The organism is Duganella sp. CF458 (assembly GCF_900113115.1).
Classification (GTDB): Bacteria; Pseudomonadota; Gammaproteobacteria; order Burkholderiales; family Burkholderiaceae_D; genus Rugamonas.
The window spans coordinates 133,364-147,194 of the sequence record NZ_FOOF01000013.1 but is presented as its reverse complement, the minus strand read 5'-3'; the positions used below and the strand labels follow the sequence as shown (position 1 = coordinate 147,194).

The 13,831-nt window shown below is 62.6% G+C and carries 12 protein-coding genes and 1 riboswitch; of the genes, 6 read left to right on the top strand and 6 right to left on the bottom strand.

All coding sequences use genetic code 11. The features are described 5' to 3' along the window. Positions 1-16 precede the first annotated feature (16 nt). Positions 17-877 carry a hypothetical protein gene (locus BM269_RS20370; protein ID WP_090441200.1) on the bottom strand — a complete coding sequence of 287 codons (861 nt, stop codon included), beginning with the start codon at positions 875-877 and terminating at the stop codon, positions 17-19. After that, positions 874-3,015 (bottom strand): M1 family metallopeptidase, encoded by a 2,142-nt coding sequence (locus BM269_RS20365; RefSeq protein ID WP_090441197.1) that lies wholly within the window; start codon positions 3,013-3,015, stop codon positions 874-876. The genes BM269_RS20370 and BM269_RS20365 overlap by 4 nt, the downstream gene beginning before the upstream one ends. A 47-nt stretch (positions 3,016-3,062) precedes the next feature. Then, positions 3,063-3,267, top strand: a riboswitch (cobalamin riboswitch). 70 nt (positions 3,268-3,337) lie between these two features. Here BM269_RS20365 and BM269_RS20360 point away from each other — a divergent pair. The 3 genes from BM269_RS20360 (at position 3,338) to BM269_RS20350 (ending at position 6,371) form a co-directional block, all read left to right on the top strand. Further along, positions 3,338-5,281, top strand: a complete 1,944-nt coding sequence (locus tag BM269_RS20360; protein WP_090441194.1) for a TonB-dependent receptor — start codon at positions 3,338-3,340, stop codon at positions 5,279-5,281. A 118-nt stretch (positions 5,282-5,399) separates the two neighbouring features. Beyond that, complete coding sequence (locus BM269_RS20355) at positions 5,400-6,056, top strand: thiol:disulfide interchange protein DsbA/DsbL (RefSeq protein ID WP_229204721.1); 657 nt, start codon at positions 5,400-5,402, stop codon at positions 6,054-6,056. A 3-nt stretch (positions 6,057-6,059) separates the two neighbouring features. Beyond that, positions 6,060-6,371, top strand: coding sequence for a hypothetical protein (locus tag BM269_RS20350; protein WP_229204720.1), 312 nt, complete (start codon positions 6,060-6,062; stop codon positions 6,369-6,371). Between the two features lie 88 nt (positions 6,372-6,459). On the opposite strand, the gene BM269_RS20345 is transcribed toward BM269_RS20350, so the two are convergent. Continuing rightward, positions 6,460-6,957, bottom strand: coding sequence for a MarR family winged helix-turn-helix transcriptional regulator (locus BM269_RS20345; protein ID WP_090441188.1), 498 nt, complete (start codon positions 6,955-6,957; stop codon positions 6,460-6,462). A gap of 297 nt (positions 6,958-7,254) precedes the next feature. Between BM269_RS20345 and BM269_RS20340 the strand changes: the two genes are divergently transcribed. Together BM269_RS20340 and BM269_RS20335 are read left to right on the top strand one after the other, a co-directional pair. Then, positions 7,255-7,569: a hypothetical protein gene (locus tag BM269_RS20340; RefSeq protein WP_090441184.1), complete on the top strand. Its 315-nt coding sequence runs from the start codon at positions 7,255-7,257 to the stop codon at positions 7,567-7,569. 192 nt (positions 7,570-7,761) lie between these two features. Continuing rightward, entirely contained in the window at positions 7,762-10,392 is a 2,631-nt protein-coding gene (locus BM269_RS20335; protein ID WP_090441181.1) for a TonB-dependent receptor, read from the top strand. Here BM269_RS20335 and BM269_RS20330 read toward each other — a convergent pair. Next, positions 10,350-11,330 (bottom strand): LysR family transcriptional regulator, encoded by a 981-nt coding sequence (locus BM269_RS20330; RefSeq protein ID WP_090441177.1) that lies wholly within the window; start codon positions 11,328-11,330, stop codon positions 10,350-10,352. The genes BM269_RS20335 and BM269_RS20330 overlap by 43 nt on opposite strands. A 106-nt stretch (positions 11,331-11,436) precedes the next feature. On the opposite strand from BM269_RS20330, the gene BM269_RS20325 reads away from it, so the two are divergent. After that, positions 11,437-12,462, top strand: coding sequence for a zinc-dependent alcohol dehydrogenase family protein (locus BM269_RS20325; RefSeq protein WP_090441174.1), 1,026 nt, complete (start codon positions 11,437-11,439; stop codon positions 12,460-12,462). On the opposite strand, the gene BM269_RS20320 is transcribed toward BM269_RS20325, so the two are convergent. Both BM269_RS20320 and sodB read right to left on the bottom strand, forming a co-directional pair. Next, on the bottom strand, positions 12,456-13,124 hold the full coding sequence (locus BM269_RS20320) for a hypothetical protein (RefSeq protein WP_090441170.1): 669 nt from the start codon (positions 13,122-13,124) through the stop codon (positions 12,456-12,458). The two genes, BM269_RS20325 and BM269_RS20320, sit on opposite strands and share 7 nt — an antisense overlap. Before the next feature lie 62 nt (positions 13,125-13,186). Continuing rightward, positions 13,187-13,765: a superoxide dismutase [Fe] gene (sodB, locus tag BM269_RS20315; RefSeq protein WP_090441166.1), complete on the bottom strand. Its 579-nt coding sequence runs from the start codon at positions 13,763-13,765 to the stop codon at positions 13,187-13,189. Positions 13,766-13,831: the final 66 nt, after the last annotated feature.

Here is a 13,831-nt window from a genome sequence, read left to right as displayed (position 1 = left end):
CACCAATATACTCCGCTCAGCGATTCGTTGCAGACAGCGTCATTAGCGCAAACAGCCGCGCCGCGCGCATCCACGCCATCGCCAGCACCACCAGCTGCGCCAGCAGGAAACCGGCCACCAGCAGCAAGCCGTTGCTGGCCTCCACATTGAAGCGTGCCAGCGCGAACAAGCCGGCCAGCAGCAGGCCGCTCACGGTCAGCAGCAGGTAGCTGCCGAACATGGCTGCCGGGCGGCGCAGCAGCAGCTTGAGGCCCGACCACCAGGCCTTGACCGCGGATGTGCGGCGGCGGTCGATGGCCAACTGGGCGCGCCCCGCGTCCAGTGTCAGGTTGGCCAGGGCAAGCAGCAGCACGCCCAGCACGTTGGCGCACAGCGACCAGGCGTCGGCGGTCGATTCGAGGCTGGCTTTTTCCGCGATGTCCTGCACGCTGTCGGCCACAGCGCCGCCGAGGGCCAGCGCCAGGCCCAGGGGAACGACAGCCCACAGCAGCATGCGGAACATGCGCGGGTATTCGCTCACGCCGCCTGCGAACAGTTGGCGGAAGGTGGCGGTTTCCTGCGCCCGGCCCGCGCTGGCGATCACGCCGGTGAGGAGGGGCGACAGCAGCAGGGCCAGCGCCGCCGCGCCTATGCCGCCAGCCTGCAGCGCCAGGTTGTTGCGTTTGAACTCGCCCATAAGGTCGGCCAGTGCCAGCACGTCCAGCGACTTGGCCAGTTGCGGTGCATGCACCGAATGGGAAAGGATGCCGGACAGGGTGCTCCACATCGGCAGCGCGAGCAACAGGGTAGGCAGCAGGGCGGCGGCGAGCCAGATGACAAGCAGGCGCCATTGCAGGGCGGCGCGGCTTGCGTTTTTCAGGTTGGCGCTCAGTTTCATAGGGTCGCGATGAAGGAGATCAGGGTCTGGACGATGGCGGCAAAGTCGAAGGTCCATCGGCGCGCGGCGCGGCCGTCGGACTTGAGCGTGCGGCTGTCATCGAGCTTGTTGGCGTCGAGGTAGTTCTTGCGGCCAGGATCGATTTCGGCCGACACGGCCTTCGATGGCTTGGTCCATTCGAAGGTCTGCCAGCGCTCTTCTCCGCTCCATTGCACGGTTTCCTTGCTGCCGTCGGCGAAGCTGACGACCAGGGTTTGCGGCACGTCGGCACCGCGCCGGCGCACCGTGACCATGGTGTGGTAAGGGAAGGGACCTTCGCCTGTTTTCGCATTCGGGTGCGCCTTCTCCCAAGCTTTGCGCTGCTGGTCTTCCCGCTCCTCGGCCTGCTCCGCCGTCAACTCGACGTGCTTGCCGTTCTCTACCTGCATGCCGGGAAGCGGCACCACCTCGGCGCTGGTGAACTTGGCGATGCGGTCATCGACGCGGCTGACGCTGTACACCTGCTGGGCGAATACCCGCTCCACCAGTTCGCGCTTGCCGCTTACCTCGCTCAACACCTCGCGGAAATCGGCAACGCTCGGATGCCGGAATTTCCAACGGCGATAGTACTCCTGGAAGGCGCGCCCCATCACCTCCTTGCCTAGCTGGGCCTCCAGGTCGTGCATGGTGGTTGCGGTGCGCGAATACACCGGCCCCACCCCCTGCAGGCGATGGAAGGCGCTGGCACCCAGCGGATCGGCTGGTTCATCGCGCGGGCTCACGGCGCGCTCGACCTGCCAGACATCGAAGCGCGGTGCAAAGCCGATCTTGTCGAGAAGGGGCGTGGTGGCATCGATGGTACGGCGCAGGTCGGCCAGCATGCGCGTGTTCCAGTACTGGTTCAAGCCTTCGTCCAGCATCGGTTCCTCGAACTCGTTGCTGGCGAGGATGCCGTAGAAGTAGCCGTGGCCGAATTCGTGGATGGTGACGAAATCGAGCTCGAAAGCGCTGAACGTGCCCGGCGTGACATCCTTGTAGGCATCGGCGGTGAAGAAGGTCGGGTATTCCATGCCGGCCGCTTCGCGCGCGTTGTACGGCGGGATCACCACGGTGACCGTCTTGTACGGGTAAGGGCCGAGCGTCTTCGAGAAGTAGTCCAGCGAATCCTTGGTGGCCTTCAGTGCGGGCGCCGCGTTCGATGCGTATTCCGGCGGGAACAACACCGTGATCTTCACCTGTGGGCTGCCGGCGCCGGTCCAGGTGTCGGTCAGCGGCCTGGCGCTGCGGCTGTCGGCAGTCCAGGCGAAATCGTGCACGTCGCCCTGCATGTAGTGGTGGGTCAGCTTGCCGTCCTTTTCGACCGGCTGGCCTTGCAGTTCGCCGGTGGCGCCCACGGTATAGCCTTTTGGCACGGTCAGCTTGACGTCGTAGCTGCCGAAGTCGGCGTAAAACTCCGATTCGGCGTGAAACTCGTGCGCATTCCAGCGGGCCTGGGTGGCGCCGCGTTCACCGGGCAGCTCCAGTACGGCAATCTTGGGGAACCACTGCGCCACCAGGTGGAAGGTACCGAAATAGCCGGTACGCGATGCCACGCGCGGCAACTGGTCGAAGAAGCTGATGTCGAGCGTCGTGCTGGCGCCGGGTGCAACCGGCTGAGGCAGGTCCATGCGCACCACGGTGCGGTCGGTGACGGGACCGCCATCGGGCTGCACGAATTTCCACGCCACGTTGGCGCCGTTCTGCTGCACGCTGCGCAGATCGATATAGCCCCAGTCGCCATCCTTGGTATCGACGCCCGAGCGGAAGCCGCCGCCGCTCTTGCGCTGTTCGGTGAAGTAGGTGCTGCCGGAATTCTGGAAAGCGTTCAGGTACAGGTGCAGGTACACGCTGCGCACCGGCTCGCTGCTGCGGTTGCGCCAGGTCAGGCGCTGCTTGCCGTCGATGGTGTGCTTGACCGGATCGAGGCTGGCCTCGATCTTGTAGTCCACCACGCGGTCGGACAGCGTGGCTTCCCGGCCGGTGCGCATGCCGCCCCAGGCATGGGGCGCGCTGGGCACGCTGACTGCGGCGGCGTTGCGCGCGACGGTCGGTATTTCTGCTGGCGCTGCCGCGGCGCCGGCCAACAGGGCGACGGCGGCGAGCGCGATGAAAGTGCGCATGGTTATCTCATAATAATTTGGCAACGCGTCACTATAGCGTAAGCAGCGTATAATGTGCGCGCCTTGGTGCCCGCCTCCTGTTCATGGGGGCAGTTAAACGGGAAACGCAATGTGCTGCCCCCGCAACGGTACGCAAGCGCCGTCGTCATGACGGCAGGCCGCGCCAAACAACCACTGCATGAATGAACACGCAGGAAGGTGGATCGGTCAGTCTTGCCAGCCCGGATACCGGCCAGGGAGGTGGAAGCGCACCCGCACAGGGATCGACTTCCGTGGATTCCGGCTGCGGGGAGGCAGGCGGAAAATACTCATCATAAAAGCCATGACCTTGATCACCTCGCGCTGCGCGCTTGCCGCAGCTATCGCCCTGTGCTTCGCCGCAGCGGCCCAAGCCCAATCGAACACCGTTGTCGTTTCCGGTTCCCGCTTCGCCAGCGACCCATCGCTGCTGCCGATCGGCGCCACCACCATTACCGCGGCCGATATCCGTCGCGCCGGCGTAGCCGACGTCAACCAGGCGATCCGCAAGATCGGCGGCGTGTACGGGCGCCAGAGCCTGACCGGCAGCCCGGACTTCGGCCTCGACCTGCGCGGCTTCGGCACCAACAGCGACCAGAACGTGGTGATCGTGCTCGATGGCGTTCGCCTGAACGAGAACGAGCTGTCCAGCGCAACCCTGTCCACCATCCCGATCGACATGGTGGAGCGCATCGACATCATGCGTGGCGGCGCCAGCGTGCTGTATGGCGAGGGCGCCACCGGCGGCGTGATCCAGATCACCACCAAGCGCTCCCAGGCCGGCGAGCGCAGCGGCAATATGTTCACGGAGCTGGGCCAGTTCGACAGCGGTGAAGTACGCGCCAGCCTGGCACAGGGCTTCGACGATTTCGCCTTTGACGCATCGGGCGGCCACCAGCGCGCCGACAACTACCGCGACAACAATGAATTCAAGCAGTCGCGCCTGAACGGCGGCGTCAAGTTCAACACCGGCGTCGGCCGCATCTCGCTGCGCGCCGATATCGCGCGCCAGGACCAGCGCTTCGCCGGCAGCCTGACGGAAGCGCAATTCAAGGCCAATCCGCGCCAAACCCTGACACCGAACGACTTCGGCAAGCTCGATACCGACCGCTACACCGCAGCGTGGGAACACAAGGTCGGCGCCTTCGACCTGGCGGCCGAACTGTCGCACCGCAAGAAGGAAGCCGAAGCCACGTACTTCAGCGCATTCGGCGTTTCCAGCTCGGCCTACGACACCAAGCAGAGCCAGTTCTCGCCGCGCGTACGCCACCTGGGCCAGTTCAACGGCATGCTGAACGAACTGGTAGCCGGCTTCGACTTCGGCCGCTGGAACCGCGTCACCAGCTCCGCCTTCTCGGCGGCCGATGCCACCCAGAAGAGCAAAGCCTTCTATCTGCGCGACGAGATGAAGTTCGCCGGCCCGCAGCAATTGCGCCTGTCCGCCGGTGTGCGCCGCGAACTGTTCGACAAGGACTCCGTCGATCCAGTGCCGTTCACCACCGCCACTTACAGCGTCAAGCAAGCCAATAACGCGTGGGAAGTGCAGGGCAGCATGCTGGCCGCGCCGGGCCTGACCGCATGGGCCAAGCTTGGCCAGAGCTACCGCGTCGCCAACTCCGACGAGAACGGCTTCACCCCGCAAGCGAACAAGCCGCTGGCAACCCAGACTTCGCACGATGCCGAGATCGGCCTCGGTTACGCGCAAGGCGCCGCCAAGGTCGACGCGCGCGTGTTCCGCCACAAGCTGGACAACGAGATCTACTACGATCCGACCGCAGGCATGTTCGGCGCCAACACCAACCTGGCACCGACCCGACGCCAGGGCTTCGAGCTGGACGGCAGCTACCGCTTCGCGCCGGCATGGCAGGTCCAGGGCCACTTCCAGCAAGTGGATGCCGAGTTCCGCTCCGGCTCCAACGCCGGCCGCGAGCTGGCGCTGGTGCCGAAGAACATCCTGACCGTGCGCCTGGCATGGCTGCCGTCCGACGGCCAGAGCGCCGACATCGGCGTGCAGCGCGTCGGCGAGCAGCGTTATGGTAGCGATTTCGATAACAGCTGCAGCACCCGCATGCCGGCCTACACCGTGGTCGACGGCCGCTATGCGCGCAAGTTCGGCCAATGGGAGCTGGCGGCGACGGCGCTGAACATGTTCGACAAGGAGCACTTCAGCCAGGCCTTCAGCTGCCGCGCGGGCATCTACCCGAACAGTGGCCGCCAACTGAAAGTTTCGGCGCGCTACGACTTTTAAGCGCTTAAACGAAGCTTAAAACCGCCCCGCCGGCGCCAATTTGGCCCGCGGGGCTGATCACAGCGCGCAAAAAATGGTAATCTCGCGGCGTTTACCATTTACCTCTTTAAGGATGACCATGCGTTTGCTGCGACTGCTGATTGCTTCTGCCGCCCTGATGTTCACCGCCGCCGGCGCCCATGCCGCCGAGCCGAAACAGGGCGTTGACTTTACGGTCCTCGATACCCCGGTGCGCACCGAAGCCCAGGGCAAGAAAGTCGAGGTGGTCGAGTTCTTCATGTTCACCTGCCCGCACTGCAACGCGCTCGAGCCGCGCATGTCGGCCTGGGTCAAGCAGAACGCCGACAAGATCCACTTCCGCCGCATCCACTTTGCCCGCGGCGAAAAAGACCCGCTGGCACGCGCCTACGTGACCCTGGAAACCATGGGTAGCACCGATGCCGCCAGCCAGAAGCTGTTCCATGCGATTCACAACGAGCGCAAACGCCTGATGCGTGAGGAAGACGTGACCGCCGTGGTGGTCAGCGCCGGGGTCGACAAGGCCAAGTACGAAAGCGTCTATAAATCCTTCAGCGTCGAGTCTAAAATGAAGCGTATGGAGAGCATCGTCGCCCAGTACAAGGTGGATAGCGCGCCAACGCTGGTGATCGACGGCCGTTACGTGACTTCCCCATCCATGGCCGGCCGTCCGGGCCAGCCGGAAGAGCAGTCCCAGGCCGCAGCGCTGGCTGTTGCCGATTACCTGGTAGCCAAGGCTGCAGCGACCAAGAAATAAGACATGGATCAACGTGAAGAAGGTGTGATGCGTGCATTCCGGGAGTCGGCCCCTGACGAGGCCGGCCTGGTGCAGCGCACCTGGGTCAACCACCTGGCCTGGACGCTGGTGGTTGTGCTGTCCGGGCTGGTGTTCTGGCTTGTGCTGGCGGTGGTGAATGCGGAGAACCAGCGCAATGCGCTAGCCAATATGCAATGCCGCGACCGGGTCTTCAAAGAAGAGATCGACCGCCAGTGCATGCTGAGCGTGCAGTCCCGCGAGCACTGGTGGCAGCACCTGTACTACGCCATGAAGCACACCAAGCCGCAGAAATAAAATCAAGGACTTAAAAAATAGGGACGTACCCCATTTTCCCGCTATGCGGGAAAATGGGGTACGTCCCTATTTTTTAAGTCCTTGTTTTTTAAGCGCTGACGTCGAGGTTGGCGAGTTGGCGCTTGAAGAGCTGTTCTTGCACGCGGATGTCGTCGCCGTTGTAGCCGTCGTAGGCGCGGGTGGTGCGCGACCACACTTCCGGCATCACTTGCTCGATCAGGTTGCGGCCGGCGTCGGTCAGGGTGATCATCACGCAGCGGCGGTCGCCCGGGCGGTTGCCGCGGGTGATCAGGCCTTGCGCTTCCAGGTCGTTGCAGACCCGGGTCAGGTTGGCCGGCTTTTCCATGCACGCTTCGCCCAGGTTGGACGCGGTCGAAGTCTCATTTTCCGATCCGTACAGCACCGCCAGCACCATATAGCTGGCATCGACCAGGTCATACTTGCGCAACACCGAATTCGCCAGATCCTTCATGCGTTTCTGGACGTGATAGGTCATGCGCAGCAGGCGTACCAAGTCTTCCGGGAATTCCGGGATGCGAGTATGAATGTTTTTCAGGCGCTTATTGGTTGCGTCAAAACTACTCATTCTGCAGGCACTCCTGTGCAATTTGTTCAAGCCTGAATTGTACTAGTGTTGACCTAAGGTAAATGCCTTTTTGATCTGTATCAACTCCCAAACGTAAGCTCCAAGTAAGGATGAGTTCCGTCTTTTTTGAAAGCTACATCTTGGGAAAACCTTATACTTAAAGGGGAAATTTGGTACAAATGGCATACAACCGAAGATGTTTCAGAATTATTGCTTATGTAACACAGTGTTGGCATCTTCCAACACTGCGCCCCCTGGAGCCTGAATTCGTTAAATTAATGGAAACAGGAGGACACCATGTCAGGAACCAGTACACTCGACCCGGACAATATGCCGGTGCAGCCTGACCGCCAGGTCAACAAGGGACACGGTACCGGGGCGCTCGGCCCCAGCGATTCGTCCGATTCCGGCAGCGACGTGCAAGGCGCGCGCCCGCCGGGCCCCGGCGACACCGAACTCGACAGTGATTCCGATGCCCAGGGCACCGGCGAGCGCGCCAGTGTCGGCCGCGATACGCCGGCCCCGGACGGCGCCGACATCGACGTCGACCACGTCGAATCGATGCCCGGGGCCCAGCGCAGGGAGCGCGACGACGTCGAACGTGGCAGCTAAAAGCTGTTGCGGTAAGGCTACAAAGTGCCCCGCCCGGGGCGCTGATGGGCACGCGCGAGCGCGCTTTCCCTCCTAGGGCGCGCGCCCGTTCGATATCAAAACCGGTATTAAAGCCGGAAAAGAATTAATTGGATTGCATTACGGCAGTTCCCCTACATTCGGTTCAACAAAAACCAATCAGGGAGACCGTACATGCAGCACCAGTTCAATTTGAAAACCACCGTCGCCTGCATGCTGGCCACCGGCCTGCTGAGCAGCGCATCGGTCTGGGCCCAGGACGCCGCCCAGGACAATCCGAATGTCGTGCAGGTGACCGGCGTGCGCAAGGCCGCACAGAGCGCGCAGAACATCAAGCGCAATGCCGACGACGTGCTCGATTCCATCGTCGCCGAAGAAGCCGGCAAATTCCCCGACAAGAACGTGGCCGAAGTGCTGGGCCGCGTCTCCGGCGTGCAGATCCGCCGCGAATTCGGCGAAGCCAGCTCCGTCATCGTGCGTGGCCTGCCCGGCCTGGTCACCTTGCTGAATGGCCGCGAAGTGTACACCGCGAACAATCGCAACCTGTACCTGGCCGATATCCCGACCACCATGCTGCAGCGCATCGACGTCTACAAGTCGCAGAGTGCCGACATGGTGGAGGGCGGTACCGCGGGCGTGATCGACGTGCGCACGTCGCGCCCGTTCGACTTCAAGGGCTTTAGCGCCAACGTGAACACCCGCGTCGAGCACCGCGACAAATCCAAGACCAACGACCCGCAGCTGTCGGGCATGTTGTCGAATCGCTGGAAAACCGGCATCGGCGAAATCGGCGTGCTGGCCGGCCTCTCCTACCAGAAGGGGAATTACCACGATGAGGTGACCTGGAATTCGCCGCCGGACAAAACCGTCACCACCGACCCGACTATCACAGGCCCCTATGACCTGGGCCACGTCAACTACCAGGGCGAGCGCAAGCGCTGGGCCGGCAACTGGGCGGTGCAATGGCGCCCATCGCGCGACGTGGAAGTGTATGCCGAGGGCTGGTCGACCCGCATCGACCACGACGCCGAGCGCCAGTTCTTCCTCGGTAACCAGGGCTGGTTCGCGCAGCCGTGGACGGCGAGCGGCGATATCGACTGGGGCGGCGGCATCCGCACCAATCCCCAATACACCCTGATCCCTGGCACCCGGCAGATCGATACCATCAACGCTACCAAACCGGCCGGCAATTACCACATCTTCACCCTGAGTTCGAACCAGGCGCCGCGCGACGATTCCGAAGGCCACCAGGGCGCCATCGGCGCGCGCTGGAACGTGACGCCGGACCTGCGCGTGAGCACTGAATTGGCGCGCACTAATAGCCGCTGGAAGCAGGAATTTCCGATCATGGAGTTGCTGGCCGACCCACCTGGCGTCAGCGGCAAGACCTTCGTCAACGGCGGCGCGTGGTTCGACTACCCGGGCTACAACATGATGGACCCGAACAATTACCGCATGTCGGCCTTCATCGACAACTGGTCGGCTTCCAGCGGCCAGTCCACCGACTGGCGGGCCGATGCGACCTATAACAACGGCGAGGAGAATTTCTTGCGCGAGTTCAGCGCCGGCGTGCGCCTGGCGCAGCGCAAGGCGGCCTACCAGCACGAGAGCATGAACTTCCTGCCGCCTAACGCCAACCTGCCGGCGGCCGCCTCGGTGCCTGGGCTGCTGTGCCCATCGATGCGCCTGGCAAACGACTACGGCATGCGCCAGTGGCTGGTGGTGTGCGACGACTACCAGCACGCGAATATCGATGCAGTCCGCCAGTTGTATGGCCGCAGCGGCAAGACCGATCCCGATCCATACTCGCTGTATCGCAACGGTGAAGATACCAGCGCCTTCTACGGCAAGACCCGCTTCGGCTTCCAGCTTGGCGCGATCCCGGTGGAAGGCACGGCCGGCGTGCGCGTGGTCCGCACGGAACTGGACGTGAATGGTTTCAGCAATGTGAACGGGCAGCCGGTGGCGGTCAACCGCAAGAGCAGCGATACCGACTACCTGCCCAACATTACCTTGAAAGCCCTGCTGACCAAGGACCTGATCGGCCGCTTCAATGCCGGCAAGGCGGTGCAGCGTGCCAACTTCGGCGACTTCAATCCGGGCGAATCGCTGGGTGCAACCCCGAACTCGCAGGGGATTTACGAAGGCAACGGCGGCAATCCTGACCTGAAGCCTGTCGTCGGCAAGAACTTCGACGCCGCGCTGGAATGGTACTTCGCCCCGGCCGGCAGCATCACCACCACGCTGTTCGACCACAAATTCGAGGACTACGTGATCCGCCGCGTGGCGATGGAAACCATCGACGGCAAGCAGTACCGCATGGACCGTCCGCGCAACATCAACAAGGGCGACCTGAAAGGCGTGGAAATCGGCTACCGCCAGTTCTACGACTTCCTGCCCGGCTGGCTCGGCGGTTTCGGCCTGGAGGCGAACTACACCTATATGAAAGGCTACCTGCTGGATGAAGGCGTGAAGAATCCTTTCGTGGGCATGTCGAAGAACGCCTACAACATCGTGGCCCTGTATGAGCGCGGCCCTTGGTCTGGCCGCCTGGCATACAACTACCGCAGCAAGTTCGTCGACGCCTACAACTACCGCGCCCTGGGCTTCGACCTGATCGTGGAACCGATCAAGACCGCCGATGCCTCGATCTCGTACAAGATCAACGACAATATGGGCGTGACGCTGGATGTCGAGAACCTGTTGGACCGCAAGTACAACGACTTCCACGGCATTGCGAGCAATCCGCGCGACGTGCGCCGTTACGACCGCGTGGTTGGCTTGTCCTTGCGCTGGCGTATGTGAGTCGCCGGTAAAGGCAGCGCCGGGTTCTCCTCCGCGCTTGCCAGGTAGATCGGCGTCACCTCAAGCAGCGTGTCGATTGCGACGCGCAGCTTGGCGGGCATATAGGGAGTATGGGGCCACACCAGGTGCATCTGTGAGGCTTCCATCTCGCCGCAATCGAACAGCACTTTCAATTCGCCCCGTTTCACGTACGGGGCGATCAGCCAGCAGGGCAGCCAGGCCAGTCCCATGCCCCGCGCCGTGGCATCGGCAATCACCTGCAAGTCATCCACCAGCATGCGCTGTTGCGGCAAGAGGTCGTGCGTGCGGCCATCCGGCGTGCACACCGTCCACTCCTTTACCACGCGCCCGCGCGAGTACAGGATGCCGGCGTGCCCGCTCACTTCCTGCAGGTTGTTCGGCTCGCCATGCGCCTGCAGGTAGGAGGGCGCGCCGCAGATCAGCATGCGTTGCTGGCCCAGGTGGCGCGCGGCGAGGCTGCTGCTGTTTGGCAGCGGGCCGACCCGCAGGCCAAGGTCAAAGCCTTCATCCAGCAGGTCCACCACCCGGTCGTTGAATGAGATGTCGATGGTCAGCTGCGGGTAGCGCTGGGCCAGGTCCATCATCAACGGCGCCACGAACTGGCGGCCGAACAGCACCGGCACGCTGATGCGCAGGCGCCCGGTCGGTTCGCTGCGGCCGGTGCCGATGCAGGCTTCACCCGCATCCAGTTCCGCCAGTGCCCGCACGCAGCGCTCGTAATAGGACTGGCCGGCTTCGGTCAGGTTCTGGCTGCGCGTGGTGCGGTGGAACAGGCGCACGCCAAGCCTTTCCTCCAGCCGCGCGATGGACTTGGCGACGGCGGAGCGGGTCTGGTGCAGACGGGCGGCGGCGGCGGAAAAACTGCCGGCTTCCACCGCCTGCACGAAGACGTTGATGCCATTCAGGCGCTCATTCATATTGTTTCCAGTTCGGCGACAATCTGTCGATAAAACTCCACCACTGTGGAGCGTCAGGAAACTATATAGTGCTTCTCACTTAACCACAACTTGTGAGGAAATCCCAATGCATGCTTACCAAATCACTCCTGGCGCCGGTATCGATAGCCTGGAAGCCGTCAAATTACCTCAACGCGAACTGGAATACCATGAAGTGCGCGTCAAAGTGCACGCCGTTTCGCTGAACTATCGCGACCTGATGGTGGCCCAGGGTACTTACCCGGTCAGCGGCGAGGGCGCCGTGGTGCCGGGTTCCGATGCGGCAGGCGAGGTGATTGAAGTCGGCCCTGGCGTGCAGCATTTCCGCGTCGGCGACCGCGTTGCGACCGCATTTTTCCCGGAATGGGAAGAAGGCAAGGTCACGCCGGCCAAAACCGCCGCGACGCTGGGCGCCGGCGGCAACGGGGTGCTGGCCGAGGAACTGGTGATCCAGGCTGGCGGCCTGGTCGCGGTGCCGGAGCACCTGAGCTACGAAGAAGCCGCCACGCTGACTTGCGCCGGCGTCACCGCCTGGAATGCGCTGTTCGTGGAAGGCGGCCTGAAAGCCGGCGACACAGTGCTGTTGCTGGGTACCGGCGGCGTGTCGGTCTGGGCGCTGCAACTGGCCAAGGCCGCAGGCGTACGCGCCATTGTCACCTCCTCCAGCGACACCAAGCTGGAACGGGCGCGGGCGCTGGGCGCCGACGTGTTGATCAACTACCGCACGACGCCTGAATGGCAAGAGGAAGTGCTGCGCGCCACCAACGGCGAGGGCGTCGACCTGGTGCTCGAAGTCGGCGGCCAGGATACGCTGGCGCGTTCGATCGCCGCGGTCGGCATGGGCGGCAAGGTGGCCGTGATCGGCGGCCTGGGTGGCGGCTTTGAAACCAGTATCCAGCTGCTCGGCATCGTCATCGGCGGCAAGCGCATGAGCGGCATCTACGTCGGCAGCCGCAAGATGCAGGAAGACTTGTCGCGCCTGGTCTCCCTGCGCAACATCAAGCCGGTGGTTGACCGCGTGTTCGACATCCACGAGGCGCGCGAGGCCTACCAGCACATGGACTCGGGCAACCACTTCGGCAAGGTCGTGATCAGCGTGAAGCGACGCTATTGATCCCAACGGACGGGGATGAGCAAGAGCTCATTCTCGTTCCAGGCCTGTACGGTGGCCTGGACGTATTTCTCATCGCCGTAGGAAGCACCGATGAAATTCGTGTGGTACTGGTACCTGGGGCCCATGCGTTCGGCGACCATTTGTTCCGCCTTGCGGGCATTGTCGCCGTAAAGGACGACGGCTGCCGTAATTTGAAAGAATGCTGCAAGCGCCACGCCCAGGGCAAGTGGGATACGCATGTCGCGCAGTTTGCGGCCGGCGCTGACGCGGGCTGCCAGTACCGGGGCGCTGCCCAGCCGGCGGATCACCAGGATAATGGCGCAAAATGCAACCAGGCTTGTCAGCGTGGCGGCTATGAACTGGAAAGTGGCAAGCCGGATTTCCGTCAGGAGCAGCCTCCTCGGCGTGAGAAGAAACGGTGCAAGCAGGTCGATGGCCGCAGGCGCCAGGGCTAGCCATGCAAGCCAGCGCACGCCGGAAACGATGCGCATATTGCCAAACAGGATCAACAGGCCACATAGCAAAAAGCCAAAATTGAGCTTGAATTGCCCCTTCGGCGCAGTATAGATTCCCCAGCACAGTTGGACGATACCCAGAATGATGAGAATGGCGCCGAGTTGATCGATGATGATGCGGTCTTCCGTCTTTTGCTTGTCGGTCATGGGTAGTCTCAAATGAAAAAGAGCCCGCGGTTGCGGGCTCTTTGCGGGGCAAGAACGCGCGATTAAGCGAAGTTCTGGGCCACGAAGTTCCAGTTCACCAGGTTCCAGAAGATTTCAACGTACTTCGGACGTGCGTTGCGGTAGTCGACGTAGTAAGCGTGTTCCCATACGTCGCAGGTCAGCAGAGGCTTGTCGGCGCCGGTCAGCGGGGTGGCGGCGTTGGAGGTGTTGACGATCTCGACGGAGCCGTCAGCCTTTTTCACCAGCCAGGTCCAGCCGGAACCGAAGTTGCCGACGCAAGACTTGGTGAATTCAGCCTTGAAGTTGTCGAAGGAACCGAACTTGGCGTTGATGGCGTCAGCCACTGCACCGGTCGGAGCGCCGCCGGCGTTAGGTGCCATGCAGTTCCAGTAGAAGGTGTGGTTCCAGACCTGGGCTGCGTTGTTGAACACGCCGCCGGAAGACTTCTTCACGATCTCTTCCAGGGACAGGTTTTCGAACTCGGTGCCCTTGATCAGGTTGTTCAGGTTGGTGACATAAGCCTGGTGGTGCTTACCGTAGTGGAATTCCAGGGTTTCCTTGGAGATGTGCGGCTGCAGTGCGTCCATCGCATACGGCAGTGGTGGCAGGGTATGTTCCATGAATGTTTCCTTTTGATTGAGACGAAAAGTTATTTTTGCCGAAACGGCCACTATTCTAATACGAAC

Bases quoted from the DNA above. Each gene is read 5' to 3' on its own strand.
- BM269_RS20370 (WP_090441200.1), bottom strand. From the start codon at position 877: ATGAAACTGAGCGCCAACCTGAAAAACGCAAGCCGCGCCGCCCTGCAA.
- BM269_RS20365 (WP_090441197.1), bottom strand. From the start codon at position 3,015: ATGCGCACTTTCATCGCGCTCGCCGCCGTCGCCCTGTTGGCCGGCGCC.
- BM269_RS20360 (WP_090441194.1), top strand. From the start codon at position 3,338: ATGACCTTGATCACCTCGCGCTGCGCGCTTGCCGCAGCTATCGCCCTG.
- BM269_RS20355 (WP_229204721.1), top strand. From the start codon at position 5,400: ATGCGTTTGCTGCGACTGCTGATTGCTTCTGCCGCCCTGATGTTCACC.
- BM269_RS20350 (WP_229204720.1), top strand. From the start codon at position 6,060: ATGGATCAACGTGAAGAAGGTGTGATGCGTGCATTCCGGGAGTCGGCC.
- BM269_RS20345 (WP_090441188.1), bottom strand. From the start codon at position 6,957: ATGAGTAGTTTTGACGCAACCAATAAGCGCCTGAAAAACATTCATACT.
- BM269_RS20340 (WP_090441184.1), top strand. From the start codon at position 7,255: ATGTCAGGAACCAGTACACTCGACCCGGACAATATGCCGGTGCAGCCT.
- BM269_RS20335 (WP_090441181.1), top strand. From the start codon at position 7,762: ATGCAGCACCAGTTCAATTTGAAAACCACCGTCGCCTGCATGCTGGCC.
- BM269_RS20330 (WP_090441177.1), bottom strand. From the start codon at position 11,330: ATGAATGAGCGCCTGAATGGCATCAACGTCTTCGTGCAGGCGGTGGAA.
- BM269_RS20325 (WP_090441174.1), top strand. From the start codon at position 11,437: ATGCATGCTTACCAAATCACTCCTGGCGCCGGTATCGATAGCCTGGAA.
- BM269_RS20320 (WP_090441170.1), bottom strand. From the start codon at position 13,124: ATGACCGACAAGCAAAAGACGGAAGACCGCATCATCATCGATCAACTC.
- sodB (WP_090441166.1), bottom strand. From the start codon at position 13,765: ATGGAACATACCCTGCCACCACTGCCGTATGCGATGGACGCACTGCAG.